Source organism: Nocardia sp. CA-136227, from assembly GCF_050955695.1.
In the GTDB taxonomy this organism is placed as follows: domain Bacteria; phylum Actinomycetota; class Actinomycetes; order Mycobacteriales; family Mycobacteriaceae; genus Nocardia.
Genome location: NZ_CP192081.1, coordinates 4388386 through 4414364 on the forward strand (window position 1 = coordinate 4388386; position 25979 = coordinate 4414364).

Annotated in this window: 23 protein-coding genes; 9 read left to right on the forward strand and 14 right to left on the reverse strand. The window is 69.0% G+C overall.

The genetic code is table 11. The features are described 5' to 3' along the window. The 3 genes from ACQP06_RS20190 (at position 1) to ACQP06_RS20200 (ending at position 5126) form a co-directional block, all read left to right on the forward strand. A complete protein-coding gene (locus ACQP06_RS20190) occupies positions 1-1218 on the forward strand; it encodes a PucR family transcriptional regulator (protein WP_433666076.1) in 1218 nt (405 codons plus the stop codon). Between the two features lie 261 nt (positions 1219-1479). Next, positions 1480-3540 (forward strand): CocE/NonD family hydrolase, encoded by a 2061-nt coding sequence (locus ACQP06_RS20195; protein WP_433666077.1) that lies wholly within the window; start codon positions 1480-1482, stop codon positions 3538-3540. A gap of 101 nt (positions 3541-3641) precedes the next feature. Continuing rightward, the gene (locus tag ACQP06_RS20200) at positions 3642-5126 is read left to right on the forward strand and encodes an ABC1 kinase family protein (RefSeq protein WP_433666078.1); all 1485 of its coding nucleotides are present in this window, start codon (positions 3642-3644) and stop codon (positions 5124-5126) included. Here the strand turns inward: ACQP06_RS20200 and ACQP06_RS20205 are convergent. Together ACQP06_RS20205 and ACQP06_RS20210 are read right to left on the reverse strand one after the other, a co-directional pair. Then, entirely contained in the window at positions 5056-6609 is a 1554-nt protein-coding gene (locus tag ACQP06_RS20205; protein WP_433666079.1) for a glycosyltransferase family 39 protein, read from the reverse strand. The two genes, ACQP06_RS20200 and ACQP06_RS20205, sit on opposite strands and share 71 nt — an antisense overlap. Before the next feature lie 231 nt (positions 6610-6840). Beyond that, on the reverse strand, positions 6841-8079 hold the full coding sequence (locus tag ACQP06_RS20210) for an alpha/beta hydrolase (protein ID WP_433666080.1): 1239 nt from the start codon (positions 8077-8079) through the stop codon (positions 6841-6843). Positions 8080-8255: 176 nt separating this feature from the next. Here ACQP06_RS20210 and ACQP06_RS20215 point away from each other — a divergent pair, with 176 nt between their 5' ends. Next, positions 8256-8759 (forward strand): nitroreductase/quinone reductase family protein, encoded by a 504-nt coding sequence (locus tag ACQP06_RS20215; RefSeq protein WP_433666081.1) that lies wholly within the window; start codon positions 8256-8258, stop codon positions 8757-8759. 54 nt (positions 8760-8813) lie between these two features. On the opposite strand, the gene ACQP06_RS20220 is transcribed toward ACQP06_RS20215, so the two are convergent. After that, on the reverse strand, positions 8814-9197 hold the full coding sequence (locus ACQP06_RS20220; RefSeq protein ID WP_433666082.1) for a nitroreductase family deazaflavin-dependent oxidoreductase: 384 nt from the start codon (positions 9195-9197) through the stop codon (positions 8814-8816). Between the two features lie 197 nt (positions 9198-9394). Between ACQP06_RS20220 and ACQP06_RS20225 the strand changes: the two genes are divergently transcribed. Beyond that, complete coding sequence (locus tag ACQP06_RS20225; protein ID WP_433666083.1) at positions 9395-9913, forward strand: NUDIX hydrolase; 519 nt, start codon at positions 9395-9397, stop codon at positions 9911-9913. 7 nt (positions 9914-9920) lie between these two features. On the opposite strand, the gene ACQP06_RS20230 is transcribed toward ACQP06_RS20225, so the two are convergent. The 4 genes from ACQP06_RS20230 to ACQP06_RS20245 all read right to left on the reverse strand — a co-directional run bounded on the left by ACQP06_RS20230 (position 9921) and on the right by ACQP06_RS20245 (position 15040). After that, the gene (locus ACQP06_RS20230) at positions 9921-11318 is read right to left on the reverse strand and encodes a lipase family protein (RefSeq protein WP_433666084.1); all 1398 of its coding nucleotides are present in this window, start codon (positions 11316-11318) and stop codon (positions 9921-9923) included. A gap of 403 nt (positions 11319-11721) precedes the next feature. Continuing rightward, positions 11722-12756 (reverse strand): TIGR03842 family LLM class F420-dependent oxidoreductase, encoded by a 1035-nt coding sequence (locus ACQP06_RS20235; RefSeq protein WP_433666085.1) that lies wholly within the window; start codon positions 12754-12756, stop codon positions 11722-11724. 29 nt (positions 12757-12785) lie between these two features. After that, on the reverse strand, positions 12786-14207 hold the full coding sequence (gene hydA / locus ACQP06_RS20240; RefSeq protein ID WP_433666086.1) for a dihydropyrimidinase: 1422 nt from the start codon (positions 14205-14207) through the stop codon (positions 12786-12788). Next, positions 14204-15040 carry a nitrilase-related carbon-nitrogen hydrolase gene (locus tag ACQP06_RS20245; RefSeq protein WP_433666087.1) on the reverse strand — a complete coding sequence of 279 codons (837 nt, stop codon included), beginning with the start codon at positions 15038-15040 and terminating at the stop codon, positions 14204-14206. The genes hydA and ACQP06_RS20245 overlap by 4 nt, the downstream gene beginning before the upstream one ends. Positions 15041-15161: 121 nt before the next feature. Here ACQP06_RS20245 and ACQP06_RS20250 point away from each other — a divergent pair, with 121 nt between their 5' ends. Together ACQP06_RS20250 and ACQP06_RS20255 are read left to right on the forward strand one after the other, a co-directional pair. Continuing rightward, positions 15162-15593 carry a nuclear transport factor 2 family protein gene (locus ACQP06_RS20250; RefSeq protein ID WP_433666088.1) on the forward strand — a complete coding sequence of 144 codons (432 nt, stop codon included), beginning with the start codon at positions 15162-15164 and terminating at the stop codon, positions 15591-15593. Positions 15594-15636: 43 nt separating this feature from the next. After that, positions 15637-16044, forward strand: coding sequence for a hypothetical protein (locus ACQP06_RS20255; protein ID WP_433666089.1), 408 nt, complete (start codon positions 15637-15639; stop codon positions 16042-16044). Between the two features lie 75 nt (positions 16045-16119). On the opposite strand, the gene arc is transcribed toward ACQP06_RS20255, so the two are convergent. After that, positions 16120-17880: a proteasome ATPase gene (arc, locus tag ACQP06_RS20260; protein ID WP_357085391.1), complete on the reverse strand. Its 1761-nt coding sequence runs from the start codon at positions 17878-17880 to the stop codon at positions 16120-16122. Positions 17881-18212: 332 nt separating this feature from the next. Between arc and ACQP06_RS20265 the strand changes: the two genes are divergently transcribed. After that, entirely contained in the window at positions 18213-18569 is a 357-nt protein-coding gene (locus ACQP06_RS20265; protein ID WP_433666090.1) for a hypothetical protein, read from the forward strand. A gap of 78 nt (positions 18570-18647) precedes the next feature. Here ACQP06_RS20265 and ACQP06_RS20270 read toward each other — a convergent pair whose 3' ends face one another. Beyond that, positions 18648-19481 (reverse strand): tRNA (adenine-N1)-methyltransferase, encoded by an 834-nt coding sequence (locus ACQP06_RS20270; RefSeq protein ID WP_433666091.1) that lies wholly within the window; start codon positions 19479-19481, stop codon positions 18648-18650. Positions 19482-19582: 101 nt separating this feature from the next. On the opposite strand from ACQP06_RS20270, the gene ACQP06_RS20275 reads away from it, so the two are divergent. Further along, the gene (locus ACQP06_RS20275; protein ID WP_433666092.1) at positions 19583-20440 is read left to right on the forward strand and encodes a RecB family exonuclease; all 858 of its coding nucleotides are present in this window, start codon (positions 19583-19585) and stop codon (positions 20438-20440) included. A 13-nt stretch (positions 20441-20453) separates the two neighbouring features. Here the strand turns inward: ACQP06_RS20275 and hisG are convergent, their stop codons facing one another. From hisG to ACQP06_RS20300, 5 genes are all read right to left on the reverse strand, one after another. Then, positions 20454-21305 (reverse strand): ATP phosphoribosyltransferase, encoded by an 852-nt coding sequence (gene hisG, locus ACQP06_RS20280; protein WP_433666093.1) that lies wholly within the window; start codon positions 21303-21305, stop codon positions 20454-20456. 91 nt (positions 21306-21396) lie between these two features. Then, the gene (locus ACQP06_RS20285; protein WP_357085381.1) at positions 21397-21660 is read right to left on the reverse strand and encodes a phosphoribosyl-ATP diphosphatase; all 264 of its coding nucleotides are present in this window, start codon (positions 21658-21660) and stop codon (positions 21397-21399) included. Positions 21661-21703: 43 nt separating this feature from the next. Then, positions 21704-23506 (reverse strand): choline/carnitine O-acyltransferase, encoded by a 1803-nt coding sequence (locus tag ACQP06_RS20290; protein ID WP_433666094.1) that lies wholly within the window; start codon positions 23504-23506, stop codon positions 21704-21706. Positions 23507-23716: 210 nt separating this feature from the next. Further along, positions 23717-25084, reverse strand: coding sequence for an NAD(P)/FAD-dependent oxidoreductase (locus ACQP06_RS20295; RefSeq protein WP_433666095.1), 1368 nt, complete (start codon positions 25082-25084; stop codon positions 23717-23719). A 63-nt stretch (positions 25085-25147) separates the two neighbouring features. Then, positions 25148-25978 (reverse strand): class I SAM-dependent methyltransferase, encoded by an 831-nt coding sequence (locus tag ACQP06_RS20300; RefSeq protein ID WP_433666096.1) that lies wholly within the window; start codon positions 25976-25978, stop codon positions 25148-25150. Position 25979 lies beyond the last annotated feature (1 nt).

Sequence of the window (25979 nt, forward strand, 5' to 3'; positions counted from 1 at the left end):
ATGCACGCGCGATTACGGGATCGGACGCTCGAGGAGCTGTACCAACGCGCCGTCGTGGCGCGCGCGGAATTCCCCGCTCTCGCGCCGCCCTACCCGAAGCTCCCGGAATCCCTGGTGACCAGCGGTTTCGAGCGCGGCACGGCTTTGAACGTGGACCTGTTCTTCGAATTCCTGCGCACCGGCGTGCCACCCTCGCCCGAGGACACCGCCGAGGTCGTGCAGATCGCGTTGAGCCGTATCCGCGACGGCGAGACCCTCGAGGAAGTGCTCAACCGCTACAGCCTGGGCGCGGAGCTGATCTGGTCGCGGGTGCGCGAGACCGCCCACGGACCCGAACGCGAACTTCTCGACGATGCCGCGATCTCGCTGCTGCGCTACATCACCCTGCTCACCACCCGCATCGCCACCGCCTGCGTGCAGCGCGCCCACGACCCGCGCTGGGAGTTGCTGGAACGCCGCCGCGCCATTGCCGACGCGCTGCTCACCGGCCGCGACCCCGTCGAGTGGGCGGGCGAACCCGCGGTGGCGGTGCCCGACGCGTTCCTGCTCGCCGCCTTCCGGCTCGGGTCCGCCCGCGGCGGCGACACGAGCGAACTGCGGCACCGCATCGAAGCCATCCCGGGCGTGTTCCTGCGCCTGGACAGCGGCGGCTGGACGGCCCTGCTGCCGCTGCACTCCGGCGACGACGGCACGGCGACCCTGGCGGCGCTCGCCGCGCGCCTGCCCGGGCCCGGCCGGCTCGCCCTCGGGCAGACTGCACAAACCGAGCAGCCGCGTTCGGCCGCGCCCGCCCCCTTCTGGGTCGGCGTCGCCACCGCGGTGAGCCGCGCCGCGATCCCCGAGGTGTTCGCCGAGGCGCGCACGCTGGCCGAGCTCGGCCGCTGCCTGGGCCGCCCACAGCCGGTCTGCCGACGCGCGGACCTGATGTTCGAATACACCGTCGCCGCGGGCGGTTCCGCGCGCCCCGGGCTGGCGGCGGTGCTCGAGCCGCTCGACAGCCAGACGGTGCTGACCGAAACCCTGGACGTCTTCGTCGACACCGGCTTCAACCAGCTGGCCACGGCTCGCCTGCTCAACGTCCACCGCAACACCGTCACCTACCGCCTGGCGCGCGTGCACGAGCTGACCGGTCTGGATCCGCACCGCCCGACCGATGCCATGACCCTCTCGGCCGCCCGCATCGCCCGGCGCCTCGAAACCGCCTGCTTCGCACCGTAGTTCGCGACCGCCCGCCCCTCACGCGCCGCGTTGGCCACTGCCCGCGGCGCGCCGCGTCCTGCTCGCCTGCCCCGGCACGCCCGGGTGGCGGTCGGCCCGGGGTTTGGTCGGCTGCACAATGCCCTCGTCCGCACTCTTGGCGATTGCCGATACCGGCGCGCGGGCTCTGTGCGGTGTGCTGAACACCGACGACGAGGTCATGCGGCGCGGCATCCGGTCCGCGCCCGCCGGGACCTCCCGACCATCCGCAGAGGTACTTCGTTGAGTAGCACCTTCCGGCCGCGCCGCTGCCGCCTCGCCCCCTGGGCAGTGGCCGGCTTCTCCGCGCTGGCCATGACCATCGCCGCCACCACGCCGACGGGGGCCGCGCCCGTGTTCGGGCCGGTGCCCGACGCGCCCGCCAATTTCGGCCTGCCCTCGGACTACCAGCCCACGCCGGCGCGGTACGGGGTGGGTTATCAACTGGGACAGGTGGTTTCGCTGTCCGACGGCACCCAGTTACAGGCCGAGGTGCGGTATCCGACCGATCCGGCGACCGGGCAGCGGGCCGCCGGCGAGTTCCCGGTGGTCGTCAATTTCACCACCTACGGCGCGGTCGCCAGCGCGCTGACCGCCGCCATCACCTCGGTCATCGACGAACTGCACATCCAGCTGCCCGATCAGCTGAAGGACGCCCGCCGGGTCGTCAATCAGGCCACCTCCATGCAGGACGTGCTGGTCCGGCACGGCTACATCGAGGTGACCGCGGACGTGCGCGGCACCGGCGGCTCGACCGGGGCATGGAGTCCGGCGTCGCAGCAGGACGGCAAGGACGGTGTGGAGCTGGTGGACTGGGCGGCCAAGCTGCCCGGCTCCAACGGCAAGGTCGGCATGTACGGCTACTCGTTCCCGGGCCTGTCGGCCATGCGCACCGCCGAGACCATCGGACCGGATTCACCGTTGAAGGCGATCGTGCCGTTCGCGGTGCCCAACAATATCTTCGACGAGGTGCTCAATCACGACGGCATGATGAGCCCGCTGCTGCTGACCGTCATCTCGCTCATGGTCCCGTACCTGAGCCTGATCGGCCCGTTCCTGACCGCGCCGCTGTCGCCGCAGACCTTCCTGAAGTCCCTCGGCGATCACCTCGCCGCGCTGGTCGGCCCCGGCACCAGCACCGTGAAACTGCTCTTCGACGCCTACACCGGCGGCCCCACCGCCTACGACAACTCCTGGTGGCGCGAGCGGCGTTTCGAGACCGACCTGCACAACCTGGTGGACAACGGCATCGCCATGTACCAGGTGGACGGCTGGTGGGACCTGTATCAGGAAGGCGCGGTGCGCAATTACGCGCAGTTGCAGAACCTGGCCGCCGGACGCGACCAGTTCGCCCCGATGGCCGCCGACCAGCCGGCCGATGGGCGCTACCAGTTGCTCATGGGCCCTTGGTATCACGTGGGCCTCGGCCTGGGCCCGGGCTCGCGGATGGACACCGACCAGATCACCCTGGCCTGGTTCGACCGGTGGCTCAAGGACATTCCCAACGGCGTCGACCAGACCCACACGCCGTTGCACGTCATCGACGCGAACAACACCGCCGCCGACACCGCGCGCTACCCGTTCGAGCAGACCTCCGTCGAGCAGCGCTACTTCGACGGCGACCGCCTCGTCGCGGACAGACCGACGGCCGTCGACGCCTCGGATCGACTGAGCTACACCGGCATCGACACCATCTGCAATCGCGAGACTCTGGGTCAGTGGGCGGCGGGGCTGTTCGACTTCGTGTTCCGGGTCTTCACCGTCTCCAATCCGTGCACCGAGTGGGTGCAGAATCCGACCGCCGGGCTGCGCTACACCATGGACCCGGTGACCGAGCCGACCATGCTGGCCGGGCCGTCGGCCGTCACCCTGTACGCCTCCTCGACCGGTTCCGACGCCGCCTTCCAGGTGTGGCTCGACGATGTCGCGCCGGACGGGACGGCCGTGAACATCACCGGCGGTTCGCAATTGGCCAGTCAGCGCACCCTCGACGACGGCAAGACCTGGCGCAGTGGCGACGGCACGGTGTACGCGCCCGAGCACACCGTGCTGAAGGAGAACGAGCAGCTGCTCTCCCCCGGCGACGTGGTGCGGATGGAGATCAAGATCCGCCCCGCCTTCCACCGCCTGGAACCCGGCCACGCGCTGCGTCTGCGCATCACCAGCGGCACGTTCCCGTCGACCATCCCGAACCCGGCCGATCTGGGCCGCCTGCTGGGCACCTCGCAGCAGATCCAGCGCACCGCCGCGTACCCGTCCGCGCTGGTGGTGCCGCTCGGTCCGGCCGCGGCGTTCGGGCACTAGGCCCGTCGCGGTGGCCGGTCCGGTCCTTGCGGTCACCGCCGCCCAGCCGCGAAGATCGACACCGTGACACAGTGAGGCTCTCGACGTTTCGGAGGTTCTCGATGCTCGAACCGCGCCAGGGCGGTTTCCAGCGGGCGCGCCGCCGCTCGACCGGCTCGGCCGACGGCCTGCCGACCCGTTCCGCGGCCCGCACCGCCAAGATCACCGCACTGCCGGTGGCCTATGCCGCGCGCCGGGTGGGCGGGCTCGGGCGGCGGGCGCTCGGAACACCGTCCCGCGAGGTCGAACTCGATATCCAGGCGCGCACCGCGCAGCACATGTTCGAGGTGCTGGGCGAACTCAAGGGCGTCGCGGCCAAGCTGGGTCAGCTGCTGGCGCTCTACGAACTGGCGTTGCCGCCGGAGCTGGGCGAGCCGTATCGGGAGGCGTTGACGCGGCTGCAGGATGCGGTGCCCGCGATGCTGCCCGCCGCGGTCGAGCGGGCCATGGCGGCGTCCATGGGCGACGAGTGGCGGGATCGGTTCGCCGAGTTCGACACTCGCGCGGCGGCCGCCGCCTCGGTGGGCCAGGTGCATCGCGCGGTGTGGCCGGATGGGCGGCGGGTCGCGGTGAAGCTCATGTATCCCGGGGCGCGGGCGGCGGTCGCGGCGGATCTCGAGCACATGCGCCGGCTCGCGCCGCTGGCCAAGGTCTTCGCCCCGGACCTCGACACCCGGGCGGTGACCGAGGCGTTCGCCGCCTGCATCGGCGCGGAACTCGACTACGCCGAAGAGGCCGCCACCCAACGGATCTTCGCCGCCGCCTTCGCCGACGACCCCGACTTCCACATCCCGGCGGTGGTGGATCAGCAGGGCGACGTGCTGGTCACCGAATGGCTCGACGGCATCCCGCTGCACCGGGTGATCGCCTCCGGCACCCCCGCCGAGCGCACCCGGGCGGGACTGCTGGTGGCGCGTTTCGTCATGGCGAGCTTCGCGCGGACCGGGCTGCTCTACACCGATCCACACCCGGGCAATTTCCGGATGCTGCCCGACGGCCGCCTGGGCGTGCTGGACTTCGGCGCGTGCTCACCGTTCCCGGCCGAATTCCCCACGCTGGTGGGCGATATCGGCGAGGCGGCCCTCAACGGCGGCCCCGCCGATCTGGAGGCGGCGCTGCGCACGCACGGATTCGTGCGCCCGGAACGGGAATTCGCGATCGCCGACCTGGTCGGCATGGTCGACCCGATCGTGGACCTGTACCGGCACCGCGACGCGCACCTGACCCAGGCGTGGCTGCGCGCCCAGGTGCGGCGCGCCACCGAGCCGAGCCTGTCCAATGTGTCGCGCCACCTCACCACGCCGCCGGAGTACGCGCCGATCGGGCGCACCATCCTGGCTGTCACCGGCGTGCTCTGTCAGCTCGGTCTGCACGGTCCGCTGAGTGACGAACTGGTCGCTCCGCTCCCGCGATTGGCGGCGGCGGTGCGCACCTGCCGCGAACGCGAGGCGGCCGCGGCGGCGGTGGTCCGGCCGATCAGAGGTGCATCCACTGCGGCCACACCTGTGACCACGGCTTCTTCCGGCCCGAGCACTTCCAGATGGTGACGTCCTGGGTGTTGCCCTTGAATCCGAGGCGGGTGTCGACCTTGCCGACCGGGTCGACGTGCTCGAACTGGCTGCGCAGCACCGCCTCGTAGCCGCCGACGGCCAGCACCGCCGAGGCGTCGTCGGGCGGGGTCCCGAAGTAGCCGAAGCCGCGGCTGGGACTGTAGAGCGGCGGCAGGTGCGTGCGGCCGAACTCGTCCAGAGCGCTGGCCTGCCAATAGGTGTCGGTGATGATGACGGCGCGCTCACGCTCGGCGGGGCTGAGCGCCTCGTGGGCGCGGGTCACCTCGTCGGTGAGCTCGTGCCAGCCGAAGGACCCGTAGACGCCGATATTGATCGCCGCCTCGGCATCGTCCTTGGGCGGATGCACCTCCTCGGCGGGCCGCCACGGCGTCGAGTACAGCGTGAAAGCCGTTGCGCCCACGGCGAGTACGGCGATGCCCGCGGTCAGCACCCGCCGCCACGGCGGTGCGATGCGCTCGGCGGTGCCGACCACGCCGACCGCGCCCGCCGCGAGCATGACCGCGTACATGCCCGCCGCGTAGTAGATCCGCCCGCCGGTGACCAGGAAGGCCGCGAACAACAGCAACAGCGTCACGCCCAGGAACCGGTAGGGCCGCAGCACATCCCAGCGCAGCAGCACCCACAATCCCCACAACAGCAGCAGCGCTCCGAGGTATCCGGCCAGGCTGATCGACATGGGCAGGAACAGCAGCCGACCGCCCAGGATCCCCTGTTCGGAACCGATCACCCCGCCCATCTTCAGCTGCGGCCACGCATGGCGTTCCTGCCAGACGAGTTCGGGCACGGTTGCCAGCACCACGATCGCGCCACCGGTCCACAACAGCGGCCGGCGCACCAATTCCCGCGGCCCGCACAGCATGCTGCTGATCACGACCGCGATCCAGAAGAACGGGATCAGCCACTTCACCTGCATGTCCACGGCGGTGACGAGGGCGGCGGCCAGCAGCAGCCAATCGTTGCGGGTCCGCACCCAGCGCACCACCAGCCAGGTGATGATGACCCACAGCGCGGTATCGACGGCATTGGTGGTGAGCATGGTGCCCTGCAACAGCAGGAACGGTGAGCTCGCGTAGCCGATGGCCGCCAGCAGCTGCGCCCAGCGGCCGCCGTCGAATTCACGGGCCAGCAGGGCGCACAACACGATCGCGGTCACCGTCAGCGCGACCGCGGGCAGCCGCAGCACGAAATAGGACTCCGGCGCGATGGTGTCCATCAACCGCGCCAGCAGGGGCAGCACCGGACCCTGGTCGGCATAGCCGAACGCCGGGCGGCGGCCCGCGGCCAGGAAGTACAGCTCGTCGCCGAAGTAGCCGTAGCGCCGCGCCGACAGCAACAGCACCACGGCGGCGGGCACCGCGACCGCGGCCACGCTCAGCCACGCGAACGGCGGCCGCTCCGCGGGCTTGGCATGCCGTCCACCACCGTTCGACCGGGCCGGTCGATCCACCACATCGGTCACCGCGCGCTCCTCGCCACCGGATCAAGCTGCGAACACTCGAAATCTACAGCTTCTTTACAGCAAATTTCGGACGTGGCACCGCGCCGTTCGCCTGTTTCAGAAACGCGACCGTGTCGCAATGCCCGCTCTCTGGGTACCGTGGTTACGTGAAATAGCCGGACGCTCTGAGTGGCAATCCCCTGCGGCGAAGAGTCACACGGATCGAACAGACTCCTGCACTGAGCGCGGCGGTCATGGTCGTGGCGGGTGAAGGGTGTACGGCGGCGGCGGATTCTTCGTGCACGCCAGGTCCACGGCGTTCGGGTCGGCGAAGAAGGAGGCGATGATCGTGCTCCCGCACGGTTCCGCCCACGAGCCGTGGCCTTCTCCGGGCACGACGGCGACGGTGGATCGTGAGAGATTCTTCGCGATGTAGTCGCCCCACACCGCGCCGGTCCGAGCGTCGTAACTGCCGGACAGCACGAGGGCGGGCAGGTCGCTCACGGTGATGTCGCGGATGGAGGCCGGGCCCCTCGGCACGTTCCAGGCGTCGCAGGCCTCGCGCAGGAAAGCCAGTTGCGGCGCTTGGGCTTTCACCGAGTCCGGGAAGCTCGGGAACGCCTTGTTCGCTTGCGCCAACTGGTCGTCCCGAGTCTCGAAGGGCACCCATTCCCGGCACCAGATGCTCAGGGCCAGGCCCCAGGCGAAGACGCTGACGGGTACGGGGGTGGCGAACGCCATGGCCATCTGCTCGGCCATCGGCCGCGGATTGCCGTGTGCCAGTTCGTCGATCACGAACGGGAAGTCCGCGGGCAGGTGCGTCGCCACCGGTACGAACCACGCGAGCATCGAGCCCCCGTCGATGACGACTTGCGTGTCTCCGACGGTCGTGGTGACGGGATTCGCCTCGACCTCGCCGACCAGCCGCACGAAGGTGGCCTCCAGGTCGGGATAGCGCTGCGCGCAGCCCGGCTGATCGGTGCACGCCCGCACCATGGCGTCGAGAGCCTGCCGGGCGCTGGCCCACGTCCAGCCCAGGGCCGCCACCGACGGCGGTGTCACCCCGTCGAACGCGACCGCGCTGACGGCCGCCGCGTCCGAGCGCAGATAGATCAGGGCCAGATCGGTGCCGTAGGAATGGGAGAACACACTCCACTTCCCGATCGCCAGGGCCTTGCGCAGATCGATGAGGTCGGCGGTGCTTTCGGTGGAGTTCATGGCCGTGAGGTCGGTGCCGCGGGCCAGCCGGTCCCGGCACTCCCGCACCGCCTGGACGTACGCCTCCCCCGTCGCCGGTGCGTCGTAGCGCATCCCGATCCGGCGCGCGATGAACCGGTCCAGCTCCGGGCAGATCATGTTCCGGCTCGAGGTGATGTCCCCGCGCTGCCCCATCAGGATCAGGTCGCGGTCGCGGTTGATGCCCACGTCGGCCGGTACCGGCGGATCGGCGATCGCGTCTGTCGGCCGCGCATACCCATCACCAACCGTCATCACAGTCGATCGGTTCGGCTATTGCTCAGAGGTAGATCGTCGCACAGCGGGCGTCCTCGCAAAAGATCTTGTCAAGGTGGAGCCGAGCGACGATGGTCCGGCCCACTCGGCCGCGCCGCCTATACTCGATGCCGGGTGTGACTGCCGTGCAACGCATTTCAGCGAAGGAGGTCGGCATGACCGACCAGAAGCCTGCCACCGATCCCTACGGAACCCCGAGCACCACCGGCCCCGAGCCCATCCGCGGGCATCAGAACCTGCTCAATGCCTTCATCCGCGGCCTGCTGCGCGTGCCGGTCCTGTCGGGTCAGGTCGGCAAGCGGTTGTGCGTGCTGCACGTGGTGGGCCGCAAGTCGGGCAGGCAATACGACGTGCCGCTGGCTTACACCCGCCACGAGGGCGAGATCCTGATCGGCACCGCCAAGCATCCGTGGGTGAGCAATATCCGCAAGGACGTCCCCCTGAAAGTGTCGTTCGGGGGCCCGAAGCGCATCGCCGACGCGGAGGTGCTCGCTGACGAGGACACCGTCGTCCGACTCTCCGAGGCCATCGCCCGCCACAACAAGCAGTGGGCGAAGTTCAACGGCATCGGATTCGACGCCGACGGCAATCCGAATCGGGCCGACGCCTACCAGAGCTGGCAGCAGGGCTGCGTCATCATCCGGCTCCGGGTGCGCTGAACGGTCGCCGCCCCGCCTCGAACCACCCCCGGCAAATTTCGAGCATGCCGCCCGTCAGCGGTCCACGGGCCGGGCCTGGACATAGTCCGCGGCGTTCAGGCCCACCAGCACCTGCCGCACCAGCGGCGGCGCCCAGGACGCGCTGGCGTCGTGCCCGAGCACCGGATCGGTGAGGGTGACGGTGCGCCCGCGGGTCTCGAACTCGAAGCTGCCCGCGGCGCGAATGTTCTTCAGCCAGTCCGCGTTCCGCCCGTAGGTCAGCGCGATCCGGTAGCCGTCCTCGCGCCGGAAGACCATGACCGGGGACCGGTACACCCGCCCCGACTTGCGTCCCCGGTGCACCACGACCCCGAACAGCGGCGTGACGCGAGCCGCGATCCCCAGCACCGGATTACTGATCCGGCGATTGATCCTCGCCAGTGTCCGCGGCAGTGGCATGGTCTCGTCCTCCCTGACGAAAACGGTTGCGCCCCTGAGGCTACGCCGCCGCCCGGGCCCCGGCGGCCCCCTCACGACAGCCGGTGGAACCGCGGCGCGCCGGATACCCGACCGTATCGCTCGCCCGCCCGGCGGCATCACTAAAGTGCTGTTCAGAGCGCCGGGTCCCGCGGCGCGGCAGCGAGGAGGGCCCGGAGATGCCGGAGATGATCGCGGTGTACGACGCGGTCGGACACGAGGTCGGCGCACAGGAGCGCGCCGCGGTGTACGAGCAGGGCCTCTGGCATGCCAGCGCGGGGGTGCTGGTGCGGTCGCTCGACGGGTCGAAGGTGTACGTGCACAAGCGGACCGACACCAAGGCGGTCTTCGCGGGCATGCACGACTGCCTGGCCGGCGGTGTGCTGGGGCCGGGCGAGGATCCGGCCGAGGCCGCGGTCCGCGAACTGGGCGAGGAACTGGGCATCGTGCTGGGCCCGCACGACGACCGGCCGCTGCCACTGGCCGCCGCGGCCTGGGACGGCGAGTGGGAGGGACGGCCGATGCGCTGCCACCTGTTCGCCTACGAGCTGCGCTACGACGGCCCCATCACCCATCAGCCCGAGGAGATCGTGGACGGCTGGTGGTGGAGCGACGAGGAGCTGCGCTCCTACCTGGAGGACCCGCACTGGCCGTTCGTCCCCGACACCCGGGTGCTGATCGGAGATCTGCTGCGCTGAACCGGCGTCATCGGCCGCCCGCGGGCGCGGCGCAGTCTCCCGTGGCAGGCTCGCCGCGCAGGCGTCGATCCAGCCAGTCCATGGTCGCGCCGTAGGAGCTGACATAGGCGGCGAGGTGCTCACCACCGACGATGTTCTTCGTCGCCGCCACCCCCAGCCCGCACTGCTCGCGCCACAGTTCCTCGGCCTCCGACACGGGGACCCACGGATCGTGGACGCCGTGGTAGATGAACAGCGGCACACCCGATTTCCGGCCCTGCATGCTCAGCTGCTGGAACACCGATTCGGCCGCCGCGCTGTCCAGGGGCTTGTCGACCTTGGCCATGATGTCGACCGGGATGGGCGCGATCCCGAGCGCACCGAAACTGCCGCTGCAGTTGTCCTTGATCGGCGAGGTCGCCAGCCACTGCGCCGCGTGGTTCATGAGGCCGAGGATCTCCGGGTGCTCCCGGCCGAGCGCGAGCACGGTGCTGAGTAGGAACGCGGAGATGTAGGAGCCGTCGAAGGTGTGGGCGAAGCGGCGATAGTCGCTGACCAGTCCCCCGAAGCTCGCACCCGCGTAATACGGGAGCAGCTCCGGCGCGTAGTCCGACACCAGCATGGCCGCGGCGTTCGACGCGATCGCCCCGCCGGAGTAGCCGGTCGATGCGAAACGACTGCTGCCGAACTGATCCGGGGCGAAGCCGCGCACCGCGCGCATCGAGTCCAGCACATTGTGCCCGGCGACCGACGGCTCCGAGTAGGCCATCAGCGGCCCCTCGTGGTCGGGGATGATGAGCGCGTACCCGTGCTCGAGCGCCCAGGTGGTCGGTGACGGCGTGAAGTCGTTGCCGGTCGGCACCTCCATGCCGTGGGCCATCACGTACCCGGGGGTGCACCGCTTGTTGAGCGAATTGGTGGCGGGCGCGTTCACCAGCACCGGCTGCGGCCCGGGCCCGGCCCATTCCTTCGGCGGCAGGACCAGGGTGGCGGTGCCGATCGAGGGCTCGCCCGCGGAGTTGGTGGTGCGGAACTTCAGGAGCGTGGCGCGCGAGATGCCGGTGAGGTTCAGCAGCAGCATGGTCGGCCGCGCCGAGTCCGTCACGTCCCGCGAATCCAGAATCTCACCGGGCTCGTAGCGGGCGAGATCGGCGGGCCAGGCGTCGAACAGCGGATCCCCGGTCGGCGGGGACTGCACGGCGCTCCACAACGCCGTCAGCTCGGGCGGCAGATCCTCCGGCGCCGCGACCGGCCGCGACGCGCGCGGAACCATGTTCAGCGGCGCGGGCACGTGCTCGTCGATCCACTGCTGTAGCGGATTCGGCACCCCGGCGGACGGCGCCACCACCCCGGGCGGCGGCGGATCGGTCTCCGCTCTCGCGGAGACCTGCCCCAGGGTTGTCGAAAGAACCAGAACCACTGTCACTGCGGTCAGCTTCTTCACGAGTGATCAAGCTACGACATGACACCCCGAGAATGCGGGAGGCGGCCGCGGAAATGCCGAAAGCCCACCGAATCCCGCGCGATTCGATGGGCCCTCGGTTTCTTGCTACGTTCAGGCGGTCGGCTGGGTGCTACCACCGGCGCTGCCGCTGAACAGACCCGTGATGGTCTTGATCAGAACTGCAGCCAGGAAATCCTCAGCGGATCCGGTCACTTGCTACTCCTCATCTATCCATGACATGTCGGGCATGTGAATCATCCACGGTTCACAATCAAAGGGAAGGCCTTTGTCCGGGGAACTTTCAGCAACCCGACCGGAGTTACACGGTAGAACGTGTTCCATCTGCGTTTATATCGGTTTGATAAAACTGTGATCTACATCACAATCAGTCGTGGACTGTGGCATCGGTCGCGGGCGCGAGGCGCGGCAGGACCGATTCGCCGTACGCGTCGAGGGTCGCGGTCTTGGCGTCGTGCTGCAGATAGACCGCGAACTGGTCGACGCCCAGCGCCTCGAGTTCACGCAGGCGGGCCAGGTGCTGGTCGGGGGTGCCGAGCACGCAGAACCGGTCCACGATCTCGTCGGGCACGAAATCGGCGTGGGTGTTCCCGGCCCGGCCGTGCTCGTTGTAGTCGTACCCGTGGCGGCCCGCGATGTAGTCGGTCAGCGCGGCGGGCACCTCGGAGTGTGTGCCGTAGCGGGCCACGATCTCAGCAACATGGTTGCCGACCATCCCGCCGAACCAGCGGCACTGCTCGCGCGCGTGGGCCAGAGCCTCGGGCGTGCCGTCGGTGACGTAGGCCGGGGCGGCCACGCAGAGGGTGATCTCGGCCGGATCGCGGCCCGCGCGTTCGGCGGCCGCGCGCACGCGGGCGATGGTCCAGGCGGTGATGTCGGGATCGGCGAGCTGCAGGATGAACCCGTCGCCCACCTCCCCGGCGAGTTCCAGGGCGCGCGGCCCGTATCCGGCCACCCACACCGGCAGCCGCGACCGGCTCGCCCACGGGAAGTGGATCACCGTGTCCCCGATCCGCGCGCTGCGGCCATTGCCCAATTCCCGGATGACCCCGATGGATTCGCGCAGCGTCGCCAGGTTCACGGGCCGGCCGCCCAGGGTGCGCACGGCCGAATCGCCGCGGCCGATCCCGCAGACGGTGCGATTGCCGAACATGTCGTTGAGGGTGGCGAAGGTGGACGCGGTGACCGTCCAGTCGCGGGTCGCAGGATTGGTCACCATGGGCCCGACCACGACACGCCGGGTGGCGGCGAGGATCTGGCTGTGGATGACGTACGGCTCCTGCCACAGCAGGTGCGAATCGAAGGTCCACACGTGCGAGAATCCGTGCGTCTCCGCGATTCTGGCCAGTTCGATCACCCGGGAGGCGGGCGGGTTGCACTGCAACACCACACCGATGTCCATGCCGGAACTCTCCCCTCGTAGCCGATGGGTCAGATGAGACTCTGCGACAGACCGCGTTTCAGGAATCGGCCGTGCCCGGCGCTGCCCAGGTACTGCCCGCCGTCGACGATCACCCGGCCGCGCGCGAGCACGGTGTCCACGTGGCCGTCGATCTCGAAGCCCTCGTAGGCCGAGTGGTCCATGTTCATGTGGTGGGTCTTGCCGACCCCGATGCTGGTGTGCCCGTTCGGGTCATATATCACCACATCGGCGTCCGCGCCGGGGCTGATCACACCCTTGCGCGGGTACAGCCCGAACATCCGGGCCGGGGCGGTGCAGCACACCTCCACCCATTTCTCGAGCGAGATCCGACCGTCCTTCACGCCCTGGAACATCAGGTCGAGGCGGTGTTCGACGCCGCCGATCCCATTGGGGATCTTGCTGAAATCGCCGAGCCCGAGTTCCTTCTGGTCCTTCATGCAGAACGGGCAGTGGTCGGTCGCGACGGTGGAGACGTCGCCGGTGCGGATGTAGCGCCACAGCTCGTCCTGATGCCCTTCGGCGCGGGCGCGCAGCGGGGTCGAGCACACCCATTTCGCGCCCTCGAATCCCGGTGCGTCCAGGTTCTCCTCCAGGGACAGGTACAGGTACTGCGGGCAGGTCTCGCCGAACACGTTCTGCCCCTTGCCCCGCGCCTCGGCGATCTGTTCCAGGGCCTGTTTGGCGGAGACGTGCACGACGTAGAGCGGCACACCGGTCAACTGCGCCAGCATGATCGCGCGGTGCGTGGCCTCCTCCTCCATCTGCCACGGCCGAGTCAGGCCGTGATACACCGGGGCGGTCTCGCCGCGGGCGAGGGCCTGCGCGACGAGCACGTCGATGGCGATCCCGTTCTCCGCGTGCATCATCAGCATCGCGCCCAGGTCACCGGCGGTTTGCATGGCGCGCAGGATCTGCCCGTCGTCGGAGTAGAAGACGCCCGGGTAAGCCATGAACAGTTTGAAACTGGTGACGCCCTCGGCCACCAATTCGCTCATGCCCTTCAGGGATTCGGCGTCCACCGAGCCGACGATCTGGTGGAACCCGTAGTCGATGGCGCAGCGCCCGTCCGCCTTCTCGTGCCACTGCGCGAGGCTGTCCTGCACCCGCTCCCCCGGTTTCTGCACCGCGAAGTCGACGATGGTGGTGGTGCCGCCCCACGCCGCGGCGCGGGTCCCGGTCTCGAAGGTGTCGGAGGCCTCGGTGCCGCCGAAGGGCAGCTGCATGTGGGTGTGCGGGTCGACGCCGCCGGGGATCACGTACTTGCCGGTGGCGTCGATGACGGTGTCGGCGGCCGCGGCCAGGTCGGCGCCCAGCGCGGTGGAGCCCGGCCGGACCACCGCGGCAATGGTCTTGCCGTCGATGAGGACGTCGAGGGGTTGGGTTCCGGTGGCGGACACCACGGTTCCGCCGTGGATGAAGGTGATGCTCACGGCTCCACCAGCTTTCCGTAGGCGTCGGGTCGGCGGTCGCGGTAGAAGGCCCAGCGGTCGCGCACCACCTTGATCAGGTCCATGTTCAGATCGCGCACGAGGAGTTCGGGCGCGGTGTCGGAGGCCACCTCCCCCACGAATTGGCCCTCCGGGTCGACGAAGTAGCTGGTGCCGTAGAAGTCGTCGTCCCCGTATTCCTCGATGCCCACCCGGTTGATGGCCCCGATGAAGTATTCGTTGGCCACCGCCGAGGCGGGCTGCTCGAGTTTCCACAGATAACTCGACAGGCCGCGCGAGGTGGCCGAGGGGTTGAACACGATCTCCGCGCCCGCCAGGCCCAGCGCCCGCCAGCCCTCGGGGAAATGCCGGTCGTAGCAGATGTAGACGCCGATCCGGCCGACCGCGGTATCGAAGACGGGCCAGCCCAGATTTCCGGGCCGGAAGTAGAACTTCTCCCAGAATCCGTTCACGTGTGGAATGTGGTGTTTGCGGTATTTGCCGAGATAGCTGCCGTCGGCGTCGACCACCGCCGCGGTGTTGTAGAGCAGGCCGGGCTGTTCCTGTTCGTACACCGGCAGCACCATGACCAGGCCGAGTTCGCGGGCCAGCGCCGCGAATCGCTCCACGGTCGGGCCCGGCACCGATTCGGCGTAGTCGTAGAACTTGGTGTCCTGCAATTGGCAGAAGTAGGGCCCGTAGAACAACTCCTGGAAGCAGATCACCTTCGCCCCGGCCGCGGCCGCCTGACGCGCGTAATCCTCGTGCGCCTTGATCATCGACTCTTTGTCGCCGGTCCAGCTCGTCTGCACCAGCGCCGCTCGCACATTCGCCATCTCCTGATGTTCCACCTCCCGCGATGGCGGGCAGGTAAAACACGGCGACATTTGGGGAACAGTTTCCCGGCCAGTGGGCCGGATCGAATACCGGGCGACCGAACGAGCGTTAGGAAGGGACATGGACAATCTGCCCGACCGCCTCGCCCTGCGCGAACTGACCGAGCGTTATGCGGCCCATGCCGATCGCCGCCGCGACGCCGCCATCGCCGAACTCTTCACCGAGGACGGCACATTGGTCATCGACTGGGGATCCGGCCGGCCCGCCACCACGGTCCGCGGGCGCGCCGGGATCGAGGCGGCCATGGAACCCCTCGACCGCTACCGCGTCACCCAGCACCTCATCGCGAATCAGCTGCTGGACTTCGCCGGCGACGCGGTTCGCGGCGAGACGTATTGCACCGCCTCCCATGTCTACGACGACGCCACCGGTTCCCGGATTTTCGTCATGAACATCCGCTACGCCGACACCTTCGCCCGCGACGGCGAGCGGTGGCTCTTCCGGGAACGCCGCCTGCACGTGGACTGGACCGAGGATCGCGCGCTGGTGTGATACTGATGCGCGCAGTGTCTATCGACGTTCCATGGAGGGGTACATGAACACGATCACCCGCAGCGTCACCCGGCTGGCCACGGCCGCCGTCGTCACCGGAGCCGCCTTCACCCTCGGCGCCGGCACCGCCTCGGCCGACGATTGGCCGGTCCAGCAGCCGAACAGCGCGATCTACGTCTTCGAAGCCAAGGGCTTCCTGACCCCCAGCGACCTCGACTACTGGAACCCCCTGGTCGACCGCGCCCGTCTGACCTCGCCCTTCGGCAACTCGACCCGGATCGTCTGCTCCGGTTTCCACGGCGTCACCACCAGCTGCTTCCAGGCCGACGCCGACGGCAACCCGCACCAGCTCAAGCGGCTGTCGATGAACTTCCCCAATGTCACCGGCTACCTGGCCCCCGGCGGCGGGGTCAGCCACTGGGTCTACCCGGGCTTCGTCCCCGGAAGCTGAGCCGCGGCTTCGGCTTCCCCGCAGACGAAGAGGCCCGCCTCCGAAAGGAGACGGGCCTCTTGGCTTTTCCGAACCCTACAGGTACTGACCCGTGTTGGACTCGGTGTCGATGGCACGGCTGGCGCTGGCGTTCTTCCCCGTCACCAAGGTGCGGATGTAGACGATGCGCTCGCCCTTCTTACCCGAGATGCGAGCCCAGTCATCGGGATTCGTGGTGTTGGGCAGGTCCTCGTTCTCGGAGAACTCGTCCACGATCGAATCGTAGAGATGCTGGATGCTCAGACCCGGGTTGCCGGTTTCCAGGACCGACTTGATGGCGTACTTCTTGGCCCGGTCCACGATGTTCTGGATCATGGCGCCGGAGTTGAAGTCCTTGAAGTACAGGACTTCCTTGTCACCGTTGGCGTAGGTGACCTCCAGGAAGCGGTTGTCGTCGCTCTCGGCGTACATGCGGTCCACCACGCGTTCGATGGTGGCCTGCACGCACTTGCCGCGATCGCCGTCGAACTCGTTGAGATCGTCGGAGCGCAGCGGGAGCGTCTCGGTCAGGTACTTGGAGAAGATGTCCTGCGCCGCTTCGGCATCGGGCCGCTCGATCTTGATCTTCACGTCCAGACGGCCGGGCCGCAGGATCGCGGGGTCGATCATGTCCTCGCGGTTGGAGGCGCCGATCACGATGACGTTCTCCAGGCCCTCGACACCGTCGATCTCCGAGAGCAGCTGCGGCACAACGGTGGTCTCCACGTCGGAGGAGACGCCCGAACCGCGGGTGCGGAAGATGGAGTCCATCTCGTCGAAGAACACGATCACCGGGGTGCCCTCGGACGCCTTCTCGCGGGCCCGCTGGAAGATGATCCGGATGTGGCGCTCGGTCTCACCCACGAACTTGTTGAGCAGCTCGGGGCCCTTGATGTTGAGGAAGAACGACTTGGCTTCCTTGGCGTCCTCACCGCGCGCCTCGGCGATCTTCTTGGCGAGCGAGTTGGCGACGGCCTTGGCGATCAGCGTCTTACCGCAACCGGGAGGACCGTAGAGCAGCACGCCCTTGGGCGGGCGCAGCGCGTATTCGCGGAACAGATCCTTGTGCAGGAACGGCAATTCGACGGCGTCGCGGATCTGCTCGATCTGGCGGGACAGGCCACCGATGTCCTCGTAGTTGACATCCGGGACCTCTTCCAGCACCAGGTCCTCGACCTCGGCCTTGGGGATCCGCTCGAAGGCGAAGCCGGCCTTGGTGTCGACCAGCAGCGAATCACCCGGGCGCAGTTTGCGAATCGGGCGATCCGGGTCCTCGAGGTCGTCCACGTCCACCAGCGCGGACAGCGGACCGGAGAGCCAGACCACGCGCTCCTCGTCGGCGTGCCCGACGACCAGGGCCCGGCGGCCGTCGTCGAGAATCTCACGCAGCGTGCCGATTTCGCCGATGGCGTCGAAGTGCCCAGCCTCCACCACGGTCAGCGCCTCGTTCAAGCGAACGGTCTGGCCGTAGGTGAGGGTGGTGGTGTCGATGTTCGGCGAACAGGTCAGCCGCATCTTGCGTCCGGAGGTGAACACATCGACCGTCTGATCGTCGTACACACCGATGAGAACGCCGTAGCCCGAGGGTGGCTGGCCGAGGCGATCCACTTCCTCACGGAGAGCGACCAGTTGCTGGCGCGCTTCCTTGAGGGTGTCCATCAACTTGGTGTTGCGAATCGTCAGCGAATCAACACGCGCTTCCAATTCCCGTGTGCGATCGGGCGTGTCGGCGAGTTGCCTCCGGAGTGCAGCTGCCTCGGCACGTACGGCCTCGAGTTCCCTCCAGGCTGCCGAATCCGAATGTTCGATGGGGCTCATGATGCTGCTCCTCCCAGTCCCGGTCTATCAACGCTACCGGGCTCTAACCGTTCCCGCTTTCCGACATGGTTTCGTCGTGATCACATCTAGGCTGCGGCCCACGGGCCGGACAGGCATGTTAGCCTGCCCTAACCTGTTTCCGGCGAGTTAACGCCGGCCCGAGCCGAAAGGTGCCGTTGATGCTCCTTCCCACCAGTCGTACTCCTGGTATGCGCAACGTCTCCCGGACGCTTCGTGTTTCCCTGGCTACCGTGGCGGCCCTCGCGGCCGTTACCGCAACTGTGACCGCATGTAGCTCCGACGACAAGGGTTCGTCGCCCACGAATACGTCCGTGTCGTCGGCCGCCGCCGCGCCCGCGCCGACCGCGGAGAGCCTGCAGAGCGTCCTCACGGCCTTCGCCGACCCGGCAAAACCGGCCGCCGACAAAGCCAAACTAGTCGTCGACGGCGACAAGCGTCTCGGAAATATCGAGACCATGAACCAGGGACTCGCTCATTACCAGGTCAGTTTCACTGTCGGCGAGATCAAACAGGACGGCACCAAGGCCGACGCCAAGGTCGGCGTGACCTCCCCGCACGGCACCATGCCCGACGTCCCGATGGCGTTCCAGTACTCCGACGGCGCCTGGAAGCTCTCCGACGCGGGCGCCTGCACCGTCCTCGGAATGGCCCGCGCCGCCTGCCAATAACGGCAGGCCGGCAAACCGATGGCACCTCGGGGCGGGCATCACGTGATGCCCGCGCCGAGGTGCCATCGTGCGTTCGAATCAGCCCTTGGACGGGCGGCGCTGCGGGCGCGGCGCGGTGACGCCCTCGGCCAGGCGGCGGGCCTTCACCAGGAAGGCGGTGTGGCCCTGCATGCGGTGCTCGGGGCGCACGGCCAGGCCGACCACGTGCCACGGGCGGACCATGGACTCCCACGCGGTGGGCTCGGTCCAGCAGCCCTGGCGGCGCAGACCCTCGACCACCTCGGACAGCTGCGTGGTGGTGGCCACGTAGGCCAGGAAGACACCGCCGGGGATGAGCGCCTTGGAGACCGCCTCGAGGGCCTCCCAGGGCTTGAGCATGTCCAGGACCACCCGGTCGACCTGCTCACCGGCGTACTCGGTCACATCGCCCAGGGTCAGTTCCCAGTTCTCGGGGCGTTCGCCGAAGAATCGCTCGACATTCTTGACGGCGTGCTCGGCGTGGTCCTCGCGGATCTCCCAGGAGATGACCTTGCCCTCGGGGCCGACCGCGCGCAGCAGCGAGCAGGTCAGCGCGCCCGACCCGGCCCCGGCCTCGAGCACCTTCGCGCCGGGGAACATGTCGCCCTCGTGCACGATCTGGGCGGAGTCCTTGGGGTAGATGACCGCCGCGCCGCGCGGCATAGACAGCACGTAATCGGTGAGCAGGGGGCGCAGCGCCAGGTAGGGGGTGTTCTTGGCGGAGTTCACCACACAGCCCTCGTCGGAACCGATGAGGTCGTCGTGCTTGATGTGCCCGGCGTGGGTGTGGAACTCCTTGCCCTCCTCCAGGATCACCGTGAACTTGCGCCCCTTGGCGTCGGTCAGCTGTACCCGGTCACCGATCTGGAAAGGGCCGGTCCGTCTGGCCGTCATGAAACTCCGTTCTGCGTGTTGTCGTGAAACGTGCGTCGCTGCGATTGTGCTGCGGCGAATTCGTGCGCACCTTGTCGGTGCCTGCGTTTAGCCTGCCAGGTATGTCGGTCGACGCGATCAGTACCCCGGAGACAGAGCGGTTCGCGCCGCGGGGACCCGCGCTGTCCCCTTCGCGCGCAATCGATTTCAAGCAGTGCCCGCTCAAGTACCGGCTGCGGGTGATCGATCAGATCCCCGAGCCGCCCTCGCGGGCGGCGGTGCGCGGCACGGTGGTGCACGCCGTGCTCGAGGCGCTGTTCGGGCTGCCCGCCACCGAGCGGGACGTGGCGGCCGCGGCCGCGCTCGTCGAACCCGCCTGGACCGGGGTGCGCCAGTCCCGGCCCGAGGTGGAGTCGCTGATCCCGGACGAGGAGCTGCCCGGGTTCCTGGCCGAGGTGCGCAAGCTGGTGGACGTGTACTTCCGGCTGGAGGATCCGGCCGGGTTCGAGCCCGAGTCCTGCGAGACCTTCATCGAGGCCGATCTGCCCGACGGCACCCCGCTGCGCGGCATCGTGGACCGCATCGACCGCTCGGCCGACGGTGAGCTGCACGTCATCGACTACAAGACCGGCCGCGCCCCGGGCCTGGCGTACGAGACCCGGGCGCTGTTCCAGCTGAAGTTCTACGCCCTGGTCCTGCTCCGCACCCAGGGCCGGGCCCCGGCGCAGCTGCGGCTGATGTACCTGGCCGACGGCGTCACCCTGACCTACGCCCCGGATCCGGAGGAGCTGCTGCGCTTCGAGCGGATCCTGTCGGCGCTGTGGGCGGCCATCGTCACCGCCGCCGAGACCGGCGAGTTCCCGCCCAGCCCGGGCTGGATGTGCCAGTACTGCGATTTCAAGCGACTATGCCCCGAATTCGGCGGCACGCCACCGCCTTTCCCGTCCGGTCAGGACGAGCCGGAACCCGGCCCGGCCTGACCCGGCTGCGGGATCAGAAGGCGCGGCAGGACCGGATGTCGGTGGCCAGGATGGCCTTGGCGCCCAGGTCGGCGAGCCGGTCCATGAGCTCGTTGCCGTTCTTGCGCGGCACCAGCGCGCGCACCGCGACCCAGTCGGGGTCGGTGAGCGGGGACACGGTCGGCGACTCCAGGCCGGGGGTGATCTCGACGGCCCGGTCCAGTAGCGCCTTGGGGCAGTCGTAGTCCAGCATCAGGTACTGCTGGGCGAAGACCACGCCCTGGATGCGGGCGACGAGCTGGTTGCGGGCCTTGTCGTCCTGGTCCGCGCCCTCGGCCTCGATCAGCACGCCCTCGGAGTCGCACAGCGACTCGCCGAAGGCGACCAGGTTGTGCTGGCGCAGGGTGCGGCCGGAGCCGACCACGTCGGCGATGGCGTCGGCGACGCCGAGCTGGATGGAGATCTCGACCGCGCCGTCGAGGCGGATGACCTCGGCCTCGAGGCCGCGCGCCTTCAGATCGCCCCGGACCAGGTTCGGGTAGGAGGCGGCGATGCGCTTGCCCTGCAGGTCCTCGACCTTCCATTCGCGCCCGGCGGGGGCGGCGTAGCGGAAGGTGGAGCGGCCGAAGCCCAGGGCGAGGCGCTCCTGCACCGGGGCACCGGAATCCAGGGCCAGGTCGCGGCCGGTGATGCCGAGGTCGAGCTCGCCGGAGCCGACGTAGATGGCGATGTCCTTGGGCCGCAGGAAGTAGAACTCGACCTGGTTGACCGGGTCGAGCACGCTCAGTTCACGGGAGTCGGTGCGCTTGCGGTAGCCCGCCTCGGTGAGGATGCCGACGGCGGATTCGGACAGGGCGCCCTTGTTCGGGACTGCGACGCGAAGCATTGGGGAGGTCCTTTCGGAATGGGAAGGGAAGACGGGGCCGACGGGGGACGGAACGGTCGCTCCGCACGGGGTGTGCGGAGCGACCGGGGCGTCACAGATGTCGGTACACGTCCTCGAGCCGCAGCCCGCGGCCCACCATCAGCACCTGCACCCAATACAGCAGCTGCGAGATCTCCTCGGAGAGCTCGTCGTCGCTCTGGTACTCGGCCGCGATCCAGACCTCGCCGGCTTCCTCGAGCACCTTCTTGCCCTGCGCATGCACGCCGGCGTCCAGGGCGGCGACGGTGCCCGACCCCTCGGGGCGGTTGGCGGCACGATCCTGCAGCTCGGCGAACAGGGCTTCGAAAGATTTCACGGGGAGTGATTCTCTCAGACGAGCGCACACTCCCCGCAATCGGTTATACGGTGAGCAGTTCGGTGAGTTCGGCCACGGCCACCCGCAGCTGGTCGGCGAACTCGTGCATCTGCCGCGCGACGTGCTTGGGCGTGGCCAGGTAGAGGTTCCAGCGGTCGGGCAGCAGCACGTAGGCGATGCCGATGCACTTGGGGCTGGTGGAGCCGAAACCGAAGTACTGGATGTTCACCGACGGCGCGGAGCTGGTGCTCAGGTAGTCGTCGCGAGTGATGGTCCAGCCGGGGCTGTCGAAGAACGGCATCGCCTCGGTCGCGCCGAGCTGTTCGCCGCGGCGGCGCTGGATCCACTGCAGCTCCCACAGGTGCTGTTCGGGGGCCTCGCCGCGCTGGCATTCCTGGGCGCGACGCACGTGCGCCTCGGCGGCGGTGCGCAGGGCCACCAGTTTGCGGTCCCGGTCCACGGACGGATCCTCCATGGCCGCAACGAAATCCAGCATTTCGTGGGTGATGACGCGCATGGCCTCGGTGCGGCCGTTACGGAACTGGCGGGTGGCAATGGACTCGTAGGTCGCCCCGTTGAGGCCCTTGCTGCGGCGGTGCGCGAGCTGGTAGCTCAGCTGGGCCAGCGCGTCCGGGGAGATGCCGAGCTTCTTGGCGCGCTGGGTGCCGAAGTCGAACGACACCGTGGAGGTGGCGGTGTCGGCGGCGAACTGGGCGAACGAGGCGGCGGCCGAGGCGATCTCGGTGCGGGCCTCGGGGCCGAAGGTGAACTCGACGGGTTCGACGGCGGGCAGGCCCTGCGCCTGCGCCCCGGATTGCGCGGCGTGGTCGCCGACGGGCGCTTCGAGCAGGGTGTCGACGAAGGACAGGATGGTGGTGCCGTCCAGGCCGCAGTGCTCGACATTGATGCCGGCCTCGCCGTCGGCGAAGACGATGAACGACACCGCCTTGTCGAACCAGCGGTTGCCGCTGTCGCCGTGCAGCAGCTGGTCGCAGGCGTGCAGGGTGTCGCGGGGCGCGAAGTCCTCGAGGCAGACGCAGAACAGCGCAGTCTCGATGGTCTCGAAGGCGGCGGCGTTGGCGGGGCGCAGGGCGGTGTACAGCGGGGCCCAGTCGGCGCGCGCCATGGTGGTGAGGTGCCCGGCGGCGGAGTTGGTGGCGGCCCGCCGCGCCCCGGCCTTCATGACCGCGCGCAGGCCGTCGGTGAGGTCCTCGGGGGTGTGCGGGACGCCGCCGGCGCCGATGACGTCCATCCGGAACATGTTGCCGCGGTAGAAGACCACGATGTGGCGGGCTTCGGAGTGTCCGGGCCAGTCGTCGCTGTAGGGCACGCGCACGGTGTCCTGCGGTGCGCCGGGAATACGCGTTTCGGAGAACAGGAACTTGTTCTGCGCCATATTGAGTCGCGTGCCGCGCTGGGTGGCGGGCGGGATCTCCTCGGCGTCCAGGCGCAGCTTGTAGTTCACCGCCGCCGAGATCAGGGCCGCGGCGCGTTCGCTCTGCTCGGCGCCGGTGGAGCTGGCCAGCGCGGTGTCATCGCGGAACAGGAAGAAGAAGTTGGCGTTCAACGCGATTCGGTCGCGGCGGCCCAGATAGCGGGAGGGCCAGAACTCGTCGAGCCAGCTGCCGACGCCCGGGGTGGCGTCGAAGCGCTCCAGGTCCGCGTGCAGGGTGCGGGCGGGGCCCTCGGGGCGCAGCAGGTCCTCGACGGTGGCGGCGGTGGCCGCGTACTCGTCGGAGGTCAGCAGCGGCGCGCACCAGTGCAGGAAGCGGGTGCAGCTCTCCTCCAGGGTGGGCAGCGGGACGCGGGGCAGCTGCTCGTCGAAGGCGAAGGTGCTGTCGCTCAAGGGGTGTCCTCATGGTCGATGGGGTTGGGGCAGCCTGGCTGTGCACACGTGTCACCGTCCCCCGGCGGTCACGCCACCATTCTTGCCATCGTTGCCGTCCGGGCGCCACATTTTCGCGCGAAACCGCCACGGACCGACCAGGATGTGGTTTTACTGCGCGACAACAGTTTTCATGCGGCTATCCGGTTCGCCCGAACCGACCGGTCTCGTTCACACCGGGTCGCCCAGTTCCTTCACCACCCGCGGCACCTCGTCGGCGGGCAGGTAGCACCCGGATTGTTCGAAGCCGCCGATGGTGTGGACCTTGTGGTCGGCGTACCCGATGCGCAGGAAGTCGTCACCGGCCAGACCGTGCACGGCCCAGTCGAAGGCCACCCGGGCGCGGGCGACGATGGTGCGCAGCGCCATGAGGTGGTAGCCGCGCGCCACGAATTGTGCCGGCACGCCACGCAATCCGAGGCCGAGCGGCCGGGCCAGCGCGTCGCGCCCGCCCAGATCGACCACCATGCCCAGGTCCGGATGACGGTAGGGCGAGGGCGTTTCGCCGCGCAGCGTGGCGACCAGGTTCTTGCCCAGGTGCCGTCCTTGGCGCATGGCGTGCTGCGCGGTCGGCGCGCAGACCTGACCGTCGCCTTCGACGGTGTCGGGGACGGCGGCCGCATCACCCATGGCCCATACGCCGGGCAGGCCCGGGACCGTCAGGTCGGCCTGGGCGACGATGCGGCCCTTGTCGGTTTCCGCGCCCAGATGCGCGGCCAGCGGGCTGGGCGCGACCCCGGCGGTCCACAGCACCGTGCGGGACGGGATGAATCGGCCGTTGGTGAGTTTCACGCCATTGGCGGTGACTTCCGCGGCGGAGGCGCCGGTGATGAGTTCGATGCCGCGTTCGGCCAGAATCCTTTTCGCCTCCGCGCCGAGCTTGTCGCCGAGTTCGGGCATGATGCGGTCGCCGCGGGTGACCAGGTGCCAGCGCACCATCCCCGACTCGACCTCGGGGAAGAAGCGTCCGGCGGCGGCGCGGCAGACCTTGTTGAGGACGGCGGCGGTCTCGGTTCCGGCGTAGCCCGCGCCGATGGTGACGAAGTTCAGCCGTTCCTGGTCCTCGTCGAGGCCGCCGCGCATGGCGGCGATATCCAGCTGCCGCAGTACGTGGTCGCGCAGGTACATGGCCTCGGCCAAGGTCTTCATGCCGAACCCGTGCTCCTGCAACCCCGGAACGTCCATGACGCGGGTGATGGAGCCGGGCGCCAGGACGAGATGGTCGTATTCGAGGGCGGTTTCGACACCGGAGGTGCGGGTGCGGCGCACCACCACCCGCCGGGTGCCGGGCTCCACGCCGACGGCCATGCCGGGCACCACTTCGGTGCGGCGCAGCAGCCGGCGCAGCGGCACCGACACCGAGCGCGGGTTGAGGGTGCCGGAGGCGACCTGCGGCAGCAGCGGCAGATACAGCAGTCCGGCGTCCGGCGAGACGAGTTGGACGAACGCCTCCTCGGGCCGGAGGCGTCGCTCCAGATAGCGGGCGCATTCCACGCCCGCGAATCCACCGCCGATGATCACGATCTTCGCTGGTGCCACGACTTCACCGTAGCTCGCCCCGCCCGTTTCGAGGTGAATCCCGCGATTTCCGGGTCCGCGGGATCAGTCTTCGCGCTCGGTACCGGGTTTCGGCCGCGACAGGTACAGCTGGGCGTAGAGCCAGCCGTCGGATTCGGCGTCGGCGGTGTCGATTCCCTTGTCCGCCAGGGCGTTCAGCACCCGCGCCTGTTCGTCCGGGGAGGCGAAGCGGCGCTGCCGGTACGCGCCGGGGGCCCGTTCGGTGTGGTAGCCGAGGGTCTCCAGGTGGGCGGCGATCGGGTCGAAGGCGAACATCCGCAGCACGAAATGCGCCATCCACGGGAGTTTCCCGCCGTGGGCGCGGGCCACCCGCAGCAGGGTGTGCTCGGTGATGTAGCCGACGCAGCCGGTGGAGATGATCAGGTCGGCCCCGGCCAGCGTCTGCCGCTGGGCTTCGGTGGGTTCGGCCGATTCCAGGTCGGCGTGCACGACCTCGTCGAGGAAGCCCGCGGCGCGGCCGTAGTCGAGGGCGGGGCGGGAGGCGTCCATGCCGATGAAGCGGACTCCAGGCAGCCGGTCGCCGGAGCGCAGCAGGGTGCGGTCCCGGTCGATCAGGGCGGCGGTGTCGTCGGCGTCGCGGCCGCGGTAGTGCCCGGACAGTTCGGTCATGGTGGTGTCGAGACGCAGCAGGGCCGCGTTGACGCCGTAGGAGCAGCCGAGGTCGAGGACCGCGGGGGCTGCGATGCCGGTGGCGGACCGGTATTCGTCGAGCAGTTTCTGGAAGTGCGGCTTCGCCAATTCCGGTATCTGGTAGTCCAATTCGGCCATGCGGGCGTAGTACTGGCGAGGATCGGGCCGATCGTAGATGTCGTCGAAGGAGGCTTTTCCGGTGGAACTGTGCAACGAAACCGGCACG

Coding starts and splice junctions, on each gene's coding strand:
- ACQP06_RS20245 (WP_433666087.1), bottom strand. CDS start 15,040: ATGGCGAATGTGCGAGCGGCGCTGGTGCAGACGAGCTGGACCGGCGAC.
- ACQP06_RS20215 (WP_433666081.1), top strand. CDS start 8,256: ATGACCGACCAGAAGCCTGCCACCGATCCCTACGGAACCCCGAGCACC.
- ACQP06_RS20225 (WP_433666083.1), top strand. CDS start 9,395: ATGCCGGAGATGATCGCGGTGTACGACGCGGTCGGACACGAGGTCGGC.
- hisG (WP_433666093.1), bottom strand. CDS start 21,305: ATGCTTCGCGTCGCAGTCCCGAACAAGGGCGCCCTGTCCGAATCCGCC.
- ACQP06_RS20220 (WP_433666082.1), bottom strand. CDS start 9,197: ATGCCACTGCCGCGGACACTGGCGAGGATCAATCGCCGGATCAGTAAT.
- ACQP06_RS20270 (WP_433666091.1), bottom strand. CDS start 19,481: ATGACGGCCAGACGGACCGGCCCTTTCCAGATCGGTGACCGGGTACAG.
- arc (WP_357085391.1), bottom strand. CDS start 17,880: ATGAGCCCCATCGAACATTCGGATTCGGCAGCCTGGAGGGAACTCGAG.
- ACQP06_RS20190 (WP_433666076.1), top strand. CDS start 1: ATGCACGCGCGATTACGGGATCGGACGCTCGAGGAGCTGTACCAACGC.
- ACQP06_RS20250 (WP_433666088.1), top strand. CDS start 15,162: ATGGACAATCTGCCCGACCGCCTCGCCCTGCGCGAACTGACCGAGCGT.
- ACQP06_RS20275 (WP_433666092.1), top strand. CDS start 19,583: ATGTCGGTCGACGCGATCAGTACCCCGGAGACAGAGCGGTTCGCGCCG.
- ACQP06_RS20200 (WP_433666078.1), top strand. CDS start 3,642: ATGCTCGAACCGCGCCAGGGCGGTTTCCAGCGGGCGCGCCGCCGCTCG.
- ACQP06_RS20235 (WP_433666085.1), bottom strand. CDS start 12,756: ATGGACATCGGTGTGGTGTTGCAGTGCAACCCGCCCGCCTCCCGGGTG.
- ACQP06_RS20255 (WP_433666089.1), top strand. CDS start 15,637: ATGAACACGATCACCCGCAGCGTCACCCGGCTGGCCACGGCCGCCGTC.
- ACQP06_RS20210 (WP_433666080.1), bottom strand. CDS start 8,079: ATGACGGTTGGTGATGGGTATGCGCGGCCGACAGACGCGATCGCCGAT.